Annotated in this window: 12 protein-coding genes; 4 read left to right on the top strand and 8 right to left on the bottom strand. The window is 68.3% G+C overall.

Going from position 1 to position 16,362, the window contains the following annotated elements; genetic code table 11:
• The first annotated feature begins 7 nt into the window (after nt 1–7).
• The 3 genes from D187_RS33130 to D187_RS33140 all read left to right on the top strand — a co-directional run bounded on the left by D187_RS33130 (nt 8) and on the right by D187_RS33140 (nt 4,406).
• Nucleotides 8–1,639 (top strand): trypsin-like serine peptidase, encoded by a 1,632-nt coding sequence (locus tag D187_RS33130; protein WP_002630541.1) that lies wholly within the window; start codon nt 8–10, stop codon nt 1,637–1,639.
• 190 nt (nt 1,640–1,829) lie between these two features.
• The gene (locus tag D187_RS33135) at nt 1,830–3,056 is read left to right on the top strand and encodes a cytochrome P450 (protein ID WP_002630542.1); all 1,227 of its coding nucleotides are present in this window, start codon (nt 1,830–1,832) and stop codon (nt 3,054–3,056) included.
• Between the two features lie 48 nt (nt 3,057–3,104).
• Complete coding sequence (locus D187_RS33140) at nt 3,105–4,406, top strand: transporter substrate-binding domain-containing protein (RefSeq protein WP_002630543.1); 1,302 nt, start codon at nt 3,105–3,107, stop codon at nt 4,404–4,406.
• A 215-nt stretch (nt 4,407–4,621) separates the two neighbouring features.
• On the opposite strand, the gene tcmP is transcribed toward D187_RS33140, so the two are convergent.
• The 4 genes from tcmP to D187_RS33160 all read right to left on the bottom strand — a co-directional run bounded on the left by tcmP (nt 4,622) and on the right by D187_RS33160 (nt 9,277).
• On the bottom strand, nt 4,622–5,824 hold the full coding sequence (gene tcmP, locus D187_RS33145; protein ID WP_002630545.1) for a three-Cys-motif partner protein TcmP: 1,203 nt from the start codon (nt 5,822–5,824) through the stop codon (nt 4,622–4,624).
• Nucleotides 5,825–5,827: 3 nt separating this feature from the next.
• Complete coding sequence (locus tag D187_RS33150) at nt 5,828–6,631, bottom strand: DUF5131 family protein (protein WP_043432636.1); 804 nt, start codon at nt 6,629–6,631, stop codon at nt 5,828–5,830.
• A 212-nt stretch (nt 6,632–6,843) separates the two neighbouring features.
• The gene (locus D187_RS33155; protein WP_002630546.1) at nt 6,844–8,205 is read right to left on the bottom strand and encodes a hypothetical protein; all 1,362 of its coding nucleotides are present in this window, start codon (nt 8,203–8,205) and stop codon (nt 6,844–6,846) included.
• Between the two features lie 55 nt (nt 8,206–8,260).
• Nucleotides 8,261–9,277, bottom strand: a complete 1,017-nt coding sequence (locus D187_RS33160) for a zinc-binding alcohol dehydrogenase family protein (RefSeq protein WP_002630547.1) — start codon at nt 9,275–9,277, stop codon at nt 8,261–8,263.
• A 117-nt stretch (nt 9,278–9,394) separates the two neighbouring features.
• Between D187_RS33160 and D187_RS33165 the strand changes: the two genes are divergently transcribed.
• Nucleotides 9,395–10,279, top strand: coding sequence for a LysR substrate-binding domain-containing protein (locus D187_RS33165; RefSeq protein WP_043432691.1), 885 nt, complete (start codon nt 9,395–9,397; stop codon nt 10,277–10,279).
• A gap of 51 nt (nt 10,280–10,330) precedes the next feature.
• On the opposite strand, the gene D187_RS33170 is transcribed toward D187_RS33165, so the two are convergent.
• The 4 genes from D187_RS33170 to D187_RS33185 all read right to left on the bottom strand — a co-directional run bounded on the left by D187_RS33170 (nt 10,331) and on the right by D187_RS33185 (nt 16,145).
• On the bottom strand, nt 10,331–11,167 hold the full coding sequence (locus tag D187_RS33170) for a cyanophycinase (protein WP_002630549.1): 837 nt from the start codon (nt 11,165–11,167) through the stop codon (nt 10,331–10,333).
• Nucleotides 11,168–11,409: 242 nt separating this feature from the next.
• Nucleotides 11,410–14,067 carry a cyanophycin synthetase gene (cphA, locus tag D187_RS33175; RefSeq protein ID WP_076606273.1) on the bottom strand — a complete coding sequence of 886 codons (2,658 nt, stop codon included), beginning with the start codon at nt 14,065–14,067 and terminating at the stop codon, nt 11,410–11,412.
• Between the two features lie 43 nt (nt 14,068–14,110).
• A complete protein-coding gene (locus D187_RS33180; RefSeq protein WP_081713954.1) occupies nt 14,111–14,800 on the bottom strand; it encodes a cyanophycinase in 690 nt (229 codons plus the stop codon).
• 13 nt (nt 14,801–14,813) lie between these two features.
• Nucleotides 14,814–16,145: a hypothetical protein gene (locus tag D187_RS33185; protein ID WP_076606274.1), complete on the bottom strand. Its 1,332-nt coding sequence runs from the start codon at nt 16,143–16,145 to the stop codon at nt 14,814–14,816.
• Nucleotides 16,146–16,362: the final 217 nt, after the last annotated feature.

Raw genomic sequence — 16,362 nt, forward strand, 5'->3', positions numbered from 1 at the left:
ACATCCCATGAAACATTTCAAGCACGGGTTCCTGGTGCGTCCCTTCGTGGGCGCGGTGATGTGTACGCTCACGCTCGCGGCGGGCTGCGGCCCGGCGGCGGAGCAGGGCGCGCAGCAGGGTGCGCTCGGAGAGAAGAAGAGCACGGTTGTTTATGGCACGGACGACCGGCTGGACGTCTACGCCCACCCGGACGCCACGCTGCGCGCGCGGGCGCAGCAGTCCACCGTGGCGCTGATGCATCCCCCGCTCATCGACGCGACGGATCCCAACCACGTCGTCTTCACCGGCCAGACGCTGGGCGAAGGCCGCAACCTCTGCACCACCGAGCGCTTCCGGGATGACCCGCGGGCGGCCTTCTGCTCCGGCACGCTCATCGACGATGACCTGGTGCTCACCGCGGCCCACTGTGTCCCGACTCCCGAGGAGTGCGCCAACACCCGCTTCGTCTTCAACTTCTACCGGACCGCGGCGGGCCAGCTGCAGCAGGTCACCACGCAGGACATCTTCCGCTGCACCGCCATCGTGGCGCATGAGCTGAGCTGGTACATGGACTACTCCATCCTGCGCCTGGACCGGCCGGCCACGCCGCGCTTCACCCCGGCCCCGGTCCGCAAGGGCAACACCCCGCTGGCCGTCGGGCAGAAGCTGGCCGTCATCGGCAGCAGCAGCGCCATCCCCTTCAAGATCGCCTCCGGTGGCACGGTGCGCGACGCGAACGAGCACTCGCTGGACTACCTGGTGTCCACCACGGACACCTTCGCGGGCAACTCGGGCTCGGCCGTGTACGAGCTGGACAACTACACGGTGGCGAGCATCGCCGTGCGCGGTGACGCGGACTATGTCGCCAACGGGACCTGCAACGTGGTGAACACGTGCCCCGAGACGGGCTGCACCGGCGAGCATAGCACCTACGTCTACAACGCCATCCGCACCTTGTGCGCCGCGACCAACAACGCCAGCCCTCGGCTGTGCGCCGACATGCCGCCCCAGAACCGCCCGGCCACCTCGTTCACCTACTTCACGGGCGAGACCAACAGTGCCACGCAGAACACGACGGACAAGGTGCTCAGTCTCTCCGCGGGTGATGTGGTGGAAGTGGGCACCTGCACCCTGCCGGGCGCCTTCGCCGCCGGTGACACCTCGCTGCGCCTCTCCGACGCACAGGGCACCGAGATCGCCGCCAGCTCGTGTTACTTCAAGCACAGGGTGGGGGCCTCGGGCGACTACACCATTCGCGCCGGCTGCACCAACAGCGATCTCTGCGGTGGCGTCGTGGTGTGGAAGGTGACCCCGAACGCCAACCTCGTCCGGGGCACGTTCTCCTTCAACCTCACCAACACCAGCAGCGGCTCGCGCAACACCGCCAACCACAACGTGACGCTGTCGTATGGCCAGACCCTCGATGTGGGCACCTGCGGCGTGGAGGGCGCCTCTGGCGTCGGTGACACCATCCTGCGGGTGCACGAGTCGTCGGGCTCGGTGGCGGCCGAGAACGACGACACCTTCGGCACCTGCGGGAGCCTCTCGCACGTCGTCTACCGCGTGAACGTCCTGGGCGAGAACATGCCGCACCAAATCCGTGTCGGCTGCTTCCGCGACACGAGCTGCAGCGGTACGGCCTCCTACGTTATCTACTGATGACGTGAGGACGCGGTGCTCGCCCCCGATGAGGACGTCGGGGGCGAGCCACCCCGGTGAACGGGCTCCCCGTGTGGCGAGTGCGGCGAGGGCAGGGGAGGGGCTCGTCGAGCGCATCGGCGTACGCGTCGGGCGGGATGTCGCCGACCATCCGGAGCTGCGGGACGTACCCAGACACAGGAGCAATCCCATGCAATCCCCCCCCACCATCCCCCTGCTCAACCGGGACGTACTGGCCGATCCCTATCCCTTCTACGCACAGCTCCGGGAGTCCGCCCCGGTCCATTACATCGAGCCCTTGCTGGGTTCGTATGTCATCTGCCGCCACGAGGACATCGGCCCCACCCTGAAGAGCACGGCGATGTTCTCGTCGAAGGGGATGGAGCTCAGCAGGAGGACCACGGACAAGCTCAGCCCGGAGCTGCTCGGGATGCTGATGACCGAGAACTCACTCATCGCCTCGGATCCGCCCATTCACACGCGCCTGCGCAACATGGTGGGCCGTGCCTTCACCCCGAAGCGGGTGGCGGAGCTGGAGCCGCGCATCCGGGAGCTCACCGTCGAGCTGATCGACGACATGCTGCGCGAGGACAAGCTGGATTTGATGGAGGACCTGGCGGCCCCGCTCCCCATCACCGTCATCGCCGAGATGCTCGGTGTGGAGCCCGAGCGCCGCCGCGACTTCAAGCGCTGGTCGGATGACGCCATCAGCTCGTCCAACCTGTCGCTCGCCGACACGGATCCCGCCCGTCTGGAGGCCAGCATCCGCGCGCTCCAGGAGTACATGCGGCAGGCCATCGAGGAGCGCCGCCGCTCGCCGCGCAACGACCTCATCAGCGCCCTCATCGAGGCGGGAGGCAAGGAGGACTTCGTCACCTCCAACGACCTCATCGCCTTCTGCCGACTGCTGCTCATCGCCGGCAACGAGACCACCACCAACCTCATCGGCAACGGGATGGTCGCCCTGCTCCGCCACCCGGCCGAGTGGGAGAAGCTCGTGGCCGACCCCTCGCTCGTCCCCAACGCGGTGGAGGAGATCCTGCGCTACGACTCCCCCGTCCAGGGCGTCTTCCGGGAGACCACGCAGGAGCTCCAGGTGCGCGGACAGACGCTCCCGGCGGGCTCGCGGGTGATGGCACTGTTCGGCTCGGCCAACCGGGACCCCCGGAAGTTCCAGGATCCGGACCGTTTCGACGTCACGCGCGAGGTGCAGGGGCACTACTCCTTTGGCTACGGCATCCACTTCTGCCTGGGCGCGCCGCTCGCGCGGCTCGAGGCGAAGGTGGCCTTCGAGGAGTTGCTACGCCGCGTGCGCCGCTTCGAGTTCGCCTCCAGCCCGGCCGAGTCGCTCGACTGGAACTACAACCTCTTCCTGCGGGGCCCGAAGTCCCTGCGGCTCAAGGCGCAGCGACGGTAGCCAACCTCCACTCGCCCGGGAGGCGCGGCTCTGGGGCAGACTCGGAGAATGCGCTCATTCTCTTCTCCCCAGGTCCGACCCCTCCGTCTCCTCGCGGGCACCGTGCTGGCCCTGCTCGCGGCGTGCGCGGTACAGCCCCGGTCCCTCCCGCCCTCGAGCGAGCCCCGCGTCCTGCGCGTGGGAACGAGCAGCGACTACCCGCCCTTCAGCACCCTGCGCGAGGGGCAGGCGTCCGGCTTCGACGCCGAGCTCATGCAGGCCTATGCGTCCGACCGCGGCTACCGCCTCGAATGGGTGCGCTTCCGCTGGCCGGAGCTGGTGGCGGACCTCGGCGCCCACCGCTTCGACGTGGCGACCAGTGGCATCACCGTCCGGCCCGATCGCTCGCTGACCGGGCGCTACACCGTTCCGGTGGCTCGCAACGGGGCCCTGCTGCTCCTGCGCCGCCCGGCCTGGGCACCTGCTGCCGCGAGTCCCCCCGAGGAGCCACTCGCGCTCCTGCGCGCGCTCGATCGGCCCGAGTTCCGCCTGGCGGTGAACCGGGGCGGACACCTGGAGCGCGTGGCGCGCGCCCACTTCCACCACGCGAGCATCCGCGCCATCCCCGACAACGCGGCGGTGCGCGAGGCGCTGGCCAACGGGGAGGCGGACGCGGCGCTCACCAACACCTTCGAGGGGCCCCGCTGGGCCGAGGGCCTCTCCGGCATCGAGCGGGTGGGCCCGTTCACCCGGGACGTGGTGGCGCTCTACGTGGAGCCGTCGCGGGCCGATCTGGCCGCGGAGCTCGACACGTGGCTCCTGCAACAGGAGGCCAGCGGCGCGCTCGAGCGGATCCGCGCGCGTCACCTGGGCCCCGGTGCCACCGGGCCCACCGCGACGCCGGTGGACGCGCTGCTCGCCGCGACGGCCGAGCGGCTGGCGTTGATGTCCCGCGTGGCCACGGCCAAGCGCCGCGCGGGCCTCCCCATCGAGGTGCCCGCGCAGGAGGCCCGGGTGCTGGAGACCGCCCGGAAGGAAGTCCACGAGGCTGCGGCGGCCCTGGGTCTCGCGGCGCCCAGGGACGAGGCCATCATCACGTTCTTCCAGGCGCAGATGGACGCGGCCAAGCAGATCCAGCTCCGCGCTCCCGACACCGCGGAGGCCCCGGTGCACTCCCTGGATGGCGAGCTGCGGCCGGCGCTCGCGCGGATCAGCGCGCGCATCAGCACCCTCGTGCCGCGCGTTCCCGGCGGGCTGGAGCGAGAGGCCACGCGGCGCAAGGCCCGCGAGGAGCTCGCGTCCACCGGGCTCGAGGGCGCGGAGATGGACCGCCTCGCCGATGCGCTGGTAGAGCTCGGCACGGCCCGTTGAGCCCCGGAGGGGGAGGAACGGGGGCGCGCGGACCTAAGCCAACCCAAGTAAGTTCTGTCAGGGCAACAACCGCCGAGGCTGAGAAATCGAGCTTCGGCGCTGCTTCGTCTGAACGGATTTAGTTGGATGGCTTAGTAGATAAGGATGGGCCCGAACACGTCGGCGGATTACGGCACCGAGACCGTCCCGCCCTGTTCTGTTCCCACTTCGGCCAGTCAGCGCTGGCGAGCGTGCCAGACAAGGTGGACTCCGTGGCCCAGTTTCGGAACGCGCTCCCGCTCACCTAATCCCTCAATGGTGAGGAAACCCTCCTTCTTCCAGTCTTCGAGCCATCCCTTCACGTCTTGCTCCCACGTGAGCGGCGCAGCGAGTGCGAACGCCCATGCGTCGTCGTACAGAACGCGCCCATTTTTCTCGAGCATCCTGCGAACTCTATCGCGAGCCTTCGTGACGTAGCGGTCACGGAGTTGCTCGTAGTGGTCCGACTTTGGGTCCTCGCGCTGTCCGAAAAGGACCAACTCACCCTGGCCGGACCGCTCCATGCGGTCGCGCCGCTGAGCCTCAGCACGGCGCGCCTCCATCTCATTCATCGCGCTCCGCTCGGCGTTCTTGAAGACCTCGACTCCTTTGAGACCGCGGGTTGCGTAGATGAGATGGAAGTGCGTGGTGGCTCTCAGCGGATTCAGCACCACCGCCGTGCAAACGTGCTTGAACCGACCCGTACGCTTGACGTTCTGGACGTAGGCGCCCACAAGCCGATCCTCACGGTCCTGCTTGGTCAGCCCGATGATCTCCTCTTGAATCTCGCCTCTTCCGAAGAGGCGCTCGAAGGACTCGCGATGCACCTCCTGCGGGGAGTTGATGAACCGTCGGATGTGCTGGGTCATGAAGTTGATCAGCACCTCTCCGGGCTCAAGCTCAAGAAGCTGGCGGATCTTATCCATCGCGAAGCCGGACCATCCCTTGGGGTCGATGAAGATAAAGGGGAAGCCCTTCTTGCCTCCAGCCTCGATGAAGCGGCGAATCTCCGGGATGGCCTCCTCAAAGTCGCAGTTCTGCGTGCGGACCTCGGCGTCTGTGGTGGCCTTCGCGAAACTATCGAGGTGCTGGTACGCGGCCCGATTCTTCTCGATGAAGAAGCAGCGGATACCCAGCTCGATGTCACGAGCCCGAAGCGTGTTGCGCGCCTTCCGCAACTCCTCAAGGGCAATGGCGAAGGAGCTGTCTTCGAACGCCGACGACTGCGTGTTCCACGGGCCCGAAAAGCCGTCCACATACGTGATGGGATTCCACTTCGAGCCAACAATGTGCGCAAATCGCTCGAGGTACTTCCTCAGGATGAAGTGCTTGACCCACGTCTGATCACGGCCATCGTAGAGCGCTTGAGCATTAGCTCCCCCCTTCTCGGCATCGCTCATCCCTCACACCACCGTCCCCTCGTATTCAACATTTGCGATTGCCTCCAATCGTCGCTGGCGACTCATCACCGAGGCAACCGTGGGTACATCAGGAAGTGCATCGTATGTCTGGCCATCCAGCTCACGGCCAGTTCGGCTCTTTTGGACGCCCCCCCACTGCTTGAAGAAGAACGGAACCTGCGCGCAGCGGCACTGGTCCCTCACGGAGGTGACCCACGCCCTCTGCAGGGGTCGGGCGCCAGCCCCACTTTCACCCCCGACAATCACCCAGTGGATTCCGCTCAATTCGAATTGGCCAAGGTCTTCGAGCAGAGGTTCAACAGAGAGGAAGCGGACACGTGCTGGGGCGGAGCGCAAATGCTCGACTCGCGGTAGGCCATAGCGCCGATCCTCCACGCTGACTCCCCACCAGATGTGCGAGTGGTCCGCTGCAAAGCGCAGTTTGGTCCTCAGCAAGTCACGCATCCGCTCCGAGCGCTTGGTGAGCACCTGGTAGGTGTGCCAGTTCGCCACCGTCATGACCCGGACCACGGATACGATGTAGTTGTCGGGAACGTCCTTGTGAAACAGGTCGCTCATCGAGTTGACGAAGACCTTCCTTGGCGTCGCCCAGCGCAAGGGCTCAGCGAGCTTCTCAGGCACGAGGCGTAGGTCGAAGCCCTGCCCGTAGGGGTGGTCGGGCACACCTCGGAACCGTTCGGCGAAGGTCTCGGCGTAGCAGTGCTTGCAGCCCGGGGAGATTTTGGAGCAGCCGCGAACAGGGTTCCACGTTGCGTCCGTCCACTCGATCTTCGAGGTCGCTGCCATGTGTCCCGTCCGTGAGGTCTGAACCGGTGTTCAGACTATCATTCCCGCTCAGGGGTGTGATCCCCGGATTTGGCTTGGGAGGCTCTACCCCCGAGGCAATGTAGCGGCGGCCTCATTGGGACTCCTCATCCTCAGCCTCCTTGAGGAGCGTGGCGACTCGCACGGGTCCACGGCTTCGGACGCCTCCTCCGTCTCAGTAGCCTGCTGCGGGACTACTTCGGGCCGGAGTCCGCGGTGCCACCGGAGAGGGTGGCCCCCAGTTTCCGCTTGAGCGCCTCCCAGCCCCTGCCACCCGCCTCGCGGGCCGCGCCGAGCGCATCCCCCGCGCCGCTCGCCACCTGCTCCGGTGAGACCTCGCCCATGCCCTGGCGCACCCGGTCCATCCAGGCCAGGGGCGCGTAGACTTCCTTCGCGCGCTCGGGGCCGAGCAGGGTGACGAGGATCTTCTCCGGCCCGCCCGCGCGGGCGATGAGCGCCTGCCCCAGGATGATGGCGGCACGGGCCTGGAGGAAGATGGGCAGCCGGTCGCCGTGTCCGCGCAGCTCCTGCGCGCAGGCATGAATCTCCTGGCGCTCCTTCTCACCGACGTACGGGCTGGCGGCCAGCTTGTCGAGGGATGCCGCGGACTCCTCGTAGCGCTCGCGCCGGAAGTGGATGAAGGCCCAGCCCCACCACGTCAGCTCGTTCTCCACGCCCAGCTTCTCCAGGGAGTGCAGCCCACGCTCGATGTCGTCCTCCGCGGCGCGCTCTCGCTCGAGCGCCATGCGGTTCCACGCGCGCAGGAAGTAGCCGGTGGCCAGCAGCATCTCACGCGTCTGCTCGGGCCCCGCGTCGCGAATGGAGGGGAAGTCCGCCGGGGGCAGGGCCTCCGCCTCGGACAAAAAGGCGTTCAGCTCCTCCTCGGCCGCGTAGTGGTACTTCGCCTCGCAGAACGCGAGCCCGCGGTTGGCGCGCACGGCGACGCGGAGCACGGGATCCCACGCTGGCTGGGGCGTGGCGCGTGACAGCTCGTAGAACACCAGATCCGTGGCCGGGACCCGATTGCCCCGGTCCGCGCTGTCGAGCAGGAGCCAGGCAGTGGCCAGGAAGGCGTGCTCCTGCCCGACGTCGTACGCCGGGACGGGAGGAGGCTCGTTCGGGCTCCAGCGGGTCCACAGCAGGGGGAACTCGTCCTCGTCCCGCTTCTCGAGCGTCTTCTTGGCCTTGTAGAAGGCGACGCCCAGGTCCAGGTACTCCCCGGCGATCTGGCGGGCCTCCTCCTGCGTGACGGCCTTGTCGGGCAGCGCCCGCGTCGCCTCGAGGGCCTTCCAGAGCGCGGCGATCTCCTCGGGCGCGTGGGGTTGCCCCTCGGCGCGGATGGTCAGCTTGAGGGCCCGGTAGGGCACCAGCGTGTAGGAGTCGCGAATCTTCTCTTCAATCTTCGCGCGCTCCTCGGCGGCCCGTTCGGCGTCCGACTTGCGGCAGCCCCCCAGGACGGTCAGGAGCACGAGGGACAGCGCGGCGGTGTGGGCACGCCTCCGGACATTCCGGAACGAAGGCACTTCGGCGGAGGCGGACGCGAGCGGGGCAACCATCAGGCAGGGACGGTATCACGAGGTCCCTGTCCGCTCTCCGCGAGGTGCCCGTGCATCAGAAGCCGCTGAGCACCACCTTGCCCAGGGCGCGGCCGCTCTCGATGAGTTCGTGGGCCTTCTTGAGGTTCGCCGCGTTGATGGTGCCCAGGTTCGTCTTGAGCGTGGTGCGCACGCTGCCCGCGTCCACGAGCCGGGCCACCTCGTTCAGCAGGTGGTGCTGGGCGATCATGTCCGGCGTCTGGAAGCGCGCGCGGGTGAACATCAACTCCCAGTGCAGCGAGAGGCTCTTGGACTTCAGCTTGTTGATGGGCAGGGGCTCGGCCGGATCGTCGATCAGCGAGAGCGCCCCCTGGGGCTTGAGCACCTCGACGATCTCATCGAAGTGCTGCTCGGTGTGGGTGAGCGCGAGCACGTAATCCACTCCTTCCGGGACGATCTGCTTCACCTTCGCGGCCCAGGGCTCGCGGTGATCCACCACGTGATGCGCCCCCAGCTCGCGCACCCAGGCCTGGGTCTCCGGACGGGACGCCGTGGCGATGACGGTCAGCCCCGTGAGCCGCCGCGCCAGCTGGATGGCGATGGATCCCACGCCGCCCGCGCCGCCGAGCACCAGCACCGATTGCCCGTTCGAGCCCTCTCCACGCGGCACCCGCAGGCGATCGAACAGCATCTCCCAGGCGGTGATGGACGTGAGGGGCAGGGCGGCCGCCTCGGCGAAGTTCAGTGAGCGGGGCTTGTGGCCCACGATCCGCTCGTCCACCAGGTGCTGCTCCGCGTTGGCGCCCGGGCGATCCACCGAGCCGGCGTAGTACACGGCGTCGCCCACCTTGAACAACGACACCTCGGGGCCCACGGCCACCACCGTGCCCGCCACATCCCAGCCGAGCTGCTTGTTCTCGCCCTTCGGGTCCGCCCGCATGCGCACCTTCACGTCCACGGGGTTCACCGAAATGGCCTCCACCCGCACCAGCAGATCCCTCCCGGTGGGGGCCGCCGGGGCGGGGACGTTCACGTCGATCAGGCTCTCGGCGTGGGTGATGGGCAGCGACTGACGGTAGGCGACGGCTTTCATGGGCTTCTCCTCGGCGGCACTCGGTGCGCCGCGTTCACGAGTCGCTAGATAACCCCCTCGAAGAATATGCGTGATTGATAGTTGATATGCGCCCCATAAACGCTGAATATGGAGCACATGGGGTACACGGACCTGGACATGGATCTGCTCCGCTCCTTCGTGACGGTGGTGGACGCGGGGGGGTTCACGGCGGCGGGGGCGAAGCTCGGACGGACCCAGGCGGCGATGAGCATCCGCATCAAGCGGCTCGAGGAACTGCTGGAGCGGCGGGTGTTCGACCGCAGCAGCCGCCTGCCTTCGCTGACGGCCGACGGCGAGCTGCTCTTGAGCTACGCGCGGCAGATCCTGAAGCTCAATGACGAGACGGTGCAGCGCTTCGCCGAGCCGGACAGCGCGGGGGAGCTGCGCCTGGGCGTGGCGGAGTACTTCGTGCCGCAGCACCTGCCCGGCATCCTGTCGCGCTTCTCCCAGAGCCATCCCCGCGTGCACATCCAGGTGAAGGTGGGCCTCAACGACAGCCTGTTCGAGGCGCAGCAGCGCGGGGAGCTCGACGTGGTGATCGCCCTGTGCGCCAACCCGGGGCAGGGCGGCGGCCGGCTGTTGCGCCGGGAGCGGTTGCTCTGGGTGTGCGCGCGCGAGTTCCGGGTCGACGCGGCGGCGCCCGTGCCCATCTGTACGCTGCCGCCGCCGTGCATCTTCCGCGCGCGGGGCTTCGAGGCGCTGGAGGCGCTCGGGCGGGCCTGGCGGGTGCTCTACACGAGCGAGAGCATCATGGGCGTCACCGCGGCGGTGCGCGCGGGCCTGGGCGTCGCCGCGCTCCCGGAGTGCTGCATGACCGAGAGCATGCGGACCCTGTCCGTCGACGAGGGCTTTCCGGAGCTCGAGGGCATCGAGCTCAAACTCCACGGCGAGAACCCGGAGCGCGGCCACCTGATGACGCCCCTGTTGCGCTTCATCGACGAGAGCCTGCGTCCGGGAGTCCGCCCGTCAATGGACCACTGAAATGGACCACTGAACTGGACCCCTGACGCCCGATGAACGAGTAGACGTCCATCAGGTCGCGGGGAGGAGCGGTCTGCGCTCCTTGAGGCTGAACCGATCGTCCCGGGCCAGCACATGCACGCGCGCATCGTGGACGGTGAGGATGCCCTGGGTGTGCATGTCCGAGAGGCTGGTGTAGCGGATGCCCAGGCCGTCGATCACATAGACGCCGCCCGAGCCGAGCACGGTGAACTCCTCGTCGTTGTTCCTCACGAGCACGGCGGTGTCCTCGTCCAGGCCGATGCCCAGGTTGTGGGGATTCTGCGCGACGGCCCCCATCAGGCGCGCGAAGCGGCCCCGCTCGGAGAAGTGCGAGTCCACGATGACGCCCTCGAGCAGCCCGAGCCCTGGGGCCATGGCCAGTGAGGACAGACAGGGTGGGGGGCCGCCATTGATGGCACTGCCGGGGCCGCCGATGAGCATCGTCTCGGACATGGCCGCCGCGCCCGCCGACGTGCCGACGATGGGCACTCCCTCCTCGTGCAGCGCGAAGATGCGCTCGAGCAGTGGCGAGCCGCCCATCTGGCTGGTGATGCGCAGCTGATCCCCTCCGGAGAAGAACAGCACCGCGGCCCCCGAGAGCTTCTCCACGTTGGCCGGGTCATACGCCTGGTCGCGGTTGCGGATGTCGAGCACCTCCAGGCGGTGCACCCCCAGCCGGCTGAAGGCCTTGCGGTACGTCTCCGCCGTCTGCTGGGGCTCCATGGTGGCCACGGTGAGCAGGACGAGGTGGCCCCCTTCCTTCGCCAGCGCTCGCCTCGCGGCCTGCCGCAGGATGGCCTGCTCCTCGTCGGACTCCTTGTCCTCGCTACCGCCGATGATCAACAGGTCGCCCCGTTGCTTCGCCATGTGACGCGCCTCCTTACTCCCCCGCGATCAACCTACCGTCCCGCACCCGCTGCCGTCCCCGCGCGAAGACGTGAACGACCTCGAGTGAACGCACGTCCAACACCATCACATCCCCGTCCGCGCCCGGCTCGAGCCGCCCCTTGCCGCGCAGCTTCAGCGCCGCCGCGGAGCACCGAGTGGGCTGTCGTCGGGGCGGGCGTGTGGAGGACTCCGTTGCGGAGGAGGGTGAACATGGGCGTGGGTTACTCCAGACCTCGCGACACCGGGTCCTCGCACGTCTCTTCCTCGCCCACCTTCACGTCGGCGAGCGCCTCGAGCACCGCCAGGGCCTCGTTCACGATGTCCGCGATGACGACCAGCCGATCCCCGGGCTGGGTGCGCTGGAAGCCGCGCAGGATGCCCTCGCGCTGATCCATGGCGAAGGTGTAGGGCGTGTCGTCGGTCAGACAACCGCTCATCAACCGCGGCACCTCCATCACCGCGCGATCACTCCGGTCCTTCAAGTCATGCAGCACGTACTCGTCCACGAAGGGCAGCGAGGCCTTGAAGGTGGCCACCAGATCCTCGTCCCGGCGGTCTCCCGGCAGCCCAATCACCATGACGGTGCGGCGCGAGCCATCCTGGGTGAGCGTCTCGGCGATGGCGCGCATGGCCCCGACGTTGTGCCCGTAGTCCAGGATGACCTGCCGCCCCGCGAGGCCCAGCACGTTGAAGCGCCCCGGGGCCATGCGGTGATCCGAGCGGAAGGTGCTCAGCGCCCGCACGATGAGGGCGGGGTTGAGCCCCTGGGCCCAGGCCGCGGCGGTGGCCGCCAGCGCGTTCTCCAACTGGAAGCGCAGGGCACCCCCGGCGGTGAAGGTGACGCGCTCGAGCTTCACCAGCCGGTGACGGCGGCTTCCCTCGGCGGTGGAGATGGCCCCGTCCTCGACGAACACGGCCCGGCCGCCCTGGGCCAGGTGCGACTGGAGGATGCCGTTGTCCGGGCCGCGCGCGAAGTAGACGACCTGGCCCCGGCACGCGGCCGCCATCTCCGCCACCAGCGGATCGTCCGCGTTGAGCACCGCCGCGCCGTCCTTCGCCACCGACTCGATGACGACCTGCTTCACCCGCGCCAGTTGCTCCAGCGTGTTGACGCCACCCATGCCCAGGTGGTCCGGGCTGATGTTGGTGACGATGCCCACGCTGCACCAGTCGAAGCCGAGCCCCTCACGCAGGATGCCGCCGCGCGCCACCTCCAGCACCGCCACCTCCACGCGCGGGTGCAGCAGCACCGCCTGGGCGCTCTTCGGCCCCGCGCAGTCGCCCTCGAGGATGCGCTCGCCGCGGATGTACGTGCCGTCGGTGTTCGTCATGCCCACGCACTGGCGCGCCGTCTCGAACATGTGCGCCACCAGGCGCGTGACGGTCGTCTTCCCGTTGGTGCCGGTGACGGCGATGATGGGAATGCGCGAGGGCGCCCCGGGCGGGTAGAGCGACTCCACGATGGGCACGCCCACGTCGCGCGGCAGGCCGCTCGTCGGCTGCAGGTGCATGCGCAGGCCGGGGGCCGCGTTCACCTCCACGATGGCGCCGCCCTGCTCCATGACCGGACGCCGGATGTCCTTGCACAGCAGATCGATTCCGGCCACGTCCAGGTTGAGCACCTGCGCGGCGAGCTCCGCCATGCGCGCGTTGCTCGGGTGCACCTCGTCCGTCACGTCCGTGGCGGTGCCTCCGGTGGACAGGTTGCAGTTCTGCCGCAGCTTGACCGTCTGCCCGGCCTCCGGGATGGACTCCACGGTGAGGCCCTGCTGGGCGAGCACCACCCGGGCCGCCTCATCCAACTTGATGCGCGTCAGCGAGCTGCAGTGGCCCGTACGCCGGCGCGGATCCCGGTTGGCCGCCTCGACCAGCGCCGCCACCGTGCGCCGCCCGTCCCCGATGACCTGGGCGGGATCCCGGCGCGCCGCGGCCACCATGCGACCGTTGACGACCAGCAGGCGGTAGTCGTCTCCCTCGATGTGCCGCTCGACGAGCACGTCGCCGCGGTACTGGCGGGCGACCTCGTAGGCCGCGCGTACCTCGGCCTCGGAGCGCAGGTTGACCATCACCCCATTGCCCTGGTTGCCCGCCTCGGGCTTGAGGATGACGGGCAGCCCCAGCTCCCGGGCCACCTCCCACGCCTCGTCCGCCGAGCGCACGGTGCGCCCCTCGGGCACGCAGATGCCCACGTTGCGCAGCACCCGGTTGGTCAGCGGCTTCTCCTGGCAGATCTCCACCGCCAGCGCGGACGTGTCGGACGTCTGCGAGGCGAGGATGCGCTTCTGGTGGATGCCGTAGCCGAGCTGCACCAGGCTGCCGGTGGGCGTCAGCCTGCGCACGGGAATATTCCGGCGACGCGCGGCATCGACGATGGCGCGGGTGCTCGGGCCGAGCCGGTACTCGTCGGCGAGGTCTCGCAGGCGCTCGATGGCCGCGGCCGCGTCGTAGGGCTCGTCGAACATGGCGGCGAGCGTCAGCTCCAACGCCGTCTTGAACGCCTCGCGCGCGGGCTCCTCCTCTTCGTAGGCGACGATGACGTTGTACACGCCCGTCTCGCCCGTGCCCCGCGCCCGGCCATAGCCCACGTTGAAGCCCATCTCGTTCTGCAGCGCGAGGGTGACGTGCTCGGCGATGTGCGCCAGGTACGTGCCGCGCCTCAGCCGCTCCACGAAGCCGCCGGGCTTGCCGACGCTGCACTCATGCGTGTGCAACCCTGGCACCCAACTCGTCAGCCGTTCGACGAAACCTGGAAAGGAATTGCTCGGCCGCGTCTCGAGAGGACCGATGTCCAATTCAATCCGCAGCACGGTCTTGTATGCGTGGAGATTGGGACCCCGCAGGGCCTGCACCCTGCGAACCGTCACACCATGGGAACTCATGAGGGATATTCCCGACCTTCCGGACTGGCATCTGTCCTGGAGTTCAATGTGGCCCGTTGACACACACGGTCAACAACCTGGGGTGGTGCGGGTCATGCGGGTGGTGCCAGAGGGAGGCGTCAGTGCGTGGCCTCGGCGCCGGAGGAATGCTCGGAGCGGTCGAGCGCTCGGCGAAGTGCTGGTCGATGATGGTGTCCCGGAGGAAGCCGAGCCCCGGGGCCATCTGCAACGTCTCGCCAATCTTGTGCGTCTCCCCGCTCACGCCGGACACGAGCATCGTCTCGGCCATGACGGAGGCCCCGGCGGACGTACCCACCACCGTGCCACCCCGGCGGTAGAACTCCTCGAGCGCGGCGCACAGCCGGGTGCCCGCCAGGCGCGTGGTGATCTTCAGTTGCGCGCCGCCGGTGAAGAAGAAGACGTCGGCTCCCTCGAAGAGTTCCAGCGAGGGGTTGAGCAGCAGGTCCGCGCGCCGCTCGATGTCGAGGTGGACGACGTCCTTGCACCCCAGCTCGTGGAAGGTGCGCTGGTATTGCGCCCAGAGCTCCCCGGGCACATCACTCGCCACCGTGCAGACGATGACCCGGCCGCCCTTCGTGCAGCCGGTCACCTCCCGCAGGATGAGGCGCTCGCTGTCCTTCTCCCTGTCCTCGTGTCCTCCGATGATGAGGAGGCGTCCGGCGACCGGCCTCCGGGACTCGGAAGGGCTCGCGGTGCGAGCGGGCGGGGGCAGGCGGGCAGGGGACCTACTCGATGGTGAAGTGCACGGGGATGGTGAAGGGGGCGTAGTTGCGGCCGGTCAGCGTCACCTCGGCGTCGTAGGTGCCCGGGGGCAGCTTGTCGCCCTGGACGATGACGTGGAAGCGCGACACGGTGCCCGCCTTCATCCAGAGCGGATAGGCCACGGGGCAGGTGGAGAACAGGCAGGAGATCCACTCGCCAATGGCGATGAAGGGCGTGGTGATGGCGATGGGGATGGCGAGGACGGGGCCAGCGATCCCCGCATCACCCACCGCATCCCAGAGCTCTCCCACCAGCGTCTCCGGCTCGTCGATCGCGACGCGCACCGCCTCCTTGCCGCTGCCGGTGACCTGGAGATCGGCGAGCACGGCGTCCCCCCGCATCGTCTTCTCCCGGTAGACGACCGTGAGCAGCTCACGCCCGTGCTGGGCGACCTTGAGGGCCTTCTTCTTGTCGAAGGCCACCTGCACCTCGGCCGGAACGAGCAGGCCCGAGTCCGTCATGGCCTGGGTGAGCTGGAAGGAGTCCTCGCTGCGGGCGCTCCCGGGTTGCATGAGCACGCGGCCCTGCACGCCCACGAGCCCGCCGGGCAGCGGCGGGGGGGAGGAGAGCTCCGACGACGCGAGCGCGCCAGCCCGTGGCGCGCCACCGAGCGCGAACCGGGAGGACTCGATCACGCTCGCCTGATTCTCGATGAACGAGGTGGTGTACCAGTACATGTGTTTCGCGGAGTCCACCTTCACGCTTCCGGAGATCGCCGTGGAGCCGCTCGCGGTGACCAGCACGCCCCGGGTGAAACCAGACAGGCTCAGGCCGCTGGGTTGGATGGCCACGGGATCGGAGAAGAACAGGGCCTTCTGGGCCAGGTTCCAGTCCTCCGGGAACGAGACCTGGGGATCGCTCACGCTGGAGGCCATCCGGGTCTTCAGCTCGACGGCGGGCGCCGCGCTTCCATCCTCCCGGTGCGTGCGCGCCGTCGCCTTGGAAAGCGCCACGGCGCCCAGCGTGCCCGCGGTGACGGAGATCCGCTCTCCCTCCAGCAGCAACAGTCCCGTCTGCGCGCCGACCTGGGCCTCGGAGAAGAAGACGTAGTACTTGTCATCCGGGAAGCTGGCACCCGTCACCAGGGTGCTGGGGGCGTCGACGCGCGCGGTGCCATCCGTGGTGAGGATCAGCGGGCTGCCGGACAACTCGAAGGAGGCCGCGTGTCCGACCGGACGGCCCGCGTGCTCGGAGGTCCAACGTGCTTGGAGCTGCTCGGGCGTGAGCCCCTCCTCGAGATTCTCATCGGAGACCCCACAGCCGGACTGGCCCACGAGGACGGCTACGGCCGACATCACCACAAACGTTTCGATAAAATGTCTCACGGCTTTCCCCCACGGTTGGATGCTGCGTTCGCCCCATTCTTGGCGGTGGACCCACTGTTTGGATCTCCACGGTGCATCCGTCCATAGTCCCTGGGTGTACCCGCGTTGACCCGATGCGTCAGCTATTCCAGAAAAATCATTTATTAGGAATTTCACAAAGAATCATGTTAAACAGGTTTTACCTCGC

The organism is Cystobacter fuscus DSM 2262, assembly GCF_000335475.2.
In the GTDB taxonomy this organism is placed as follows: domain Bacteria; phylum Myxococcota; class Myxococcia; order Myxococcales; family Myxococcaceae; genus Cystobacter; species Cystobacter fuscus.

Bases quoted from the DNA above. Each gene is read 5' to 3' on its own strand.
- D187_RS33130 (WP_002630541.1), top strand. From the start codon at position 8: ATGAAACATTTCAAGCACGGGTTCCTGGTGCGTCCCTTCGTGGGCGCG.
- D187_RS33135 (WP_002630542.1), top strand. From the start codon at position 1,830: ATGCAATCCCCCCCCACCATCCCCCTGCTCAACCGGGACGTACTGGCC.
- D187_RS33140 (WP_002630543.1), top strand. From the start codon at position 3,105: ATGCGCTCATTCTCTTCTCCCCAGGTCCGACCCCTCCGTCTCCTCGCG.
- tcmP (WP_002630545.1), bottom strand. From the start codon at position 5,824: ATGAGCGATGCCGAGAAGGGGGGAGCTAATGCTCAAGCGCTCTACGAT.
- D187_RS33150 (WP_043432636.1), bottom strand. From the start codon at position 6,631: ATGGCAGCGACCTCGAAGATCGAGTGGACGGACGCAACGTGGAACCCT.
- D187_RS33155 (WP_002630546.1), bottom strand. From the start codon at position 8,205: ATGGTTGCCCCGCTCGCGTCCGCCTCCGCCGAAGTGCCTTCGTTCCGG.
- D187_RS33160 (WP_002630547.1), bottom strand. From the start codon at position 9,277: ATGAAAGCCGTCGCCTACCGTCAGTCGCTGCCCATCACCCACGCCGAG.
- D187_RS33165 (WP_043432691.1), top strand. From the start codon at position 9,395: ATGGGGTACACGGACCTGGACATGGATCTGCTCCGCTCCTTCGTGACG.
- D187_RS33170 (WP_002630549.1), bottom strand. From the start codon at position 11,167: ATGGCGAAGCAACGGGGCGACCTGTTGATCATCGGCGGTAGCGAGGAC.
- cphA (WP_076606273.1), bottom strand. From the start codon at position 14,067: ATGAGTTCCCATGGTGTGACGGTTCGCAGGGTGCAGGCCCTGCGGGGT.
- D187_RS33185 (WP_076606274.1), bottom strand. From the start codon at position 16,145: ATGTCGGCCGTAGCCGTCCTCGTGGGCCAGTCCGGCTGTGGGGTCTCC.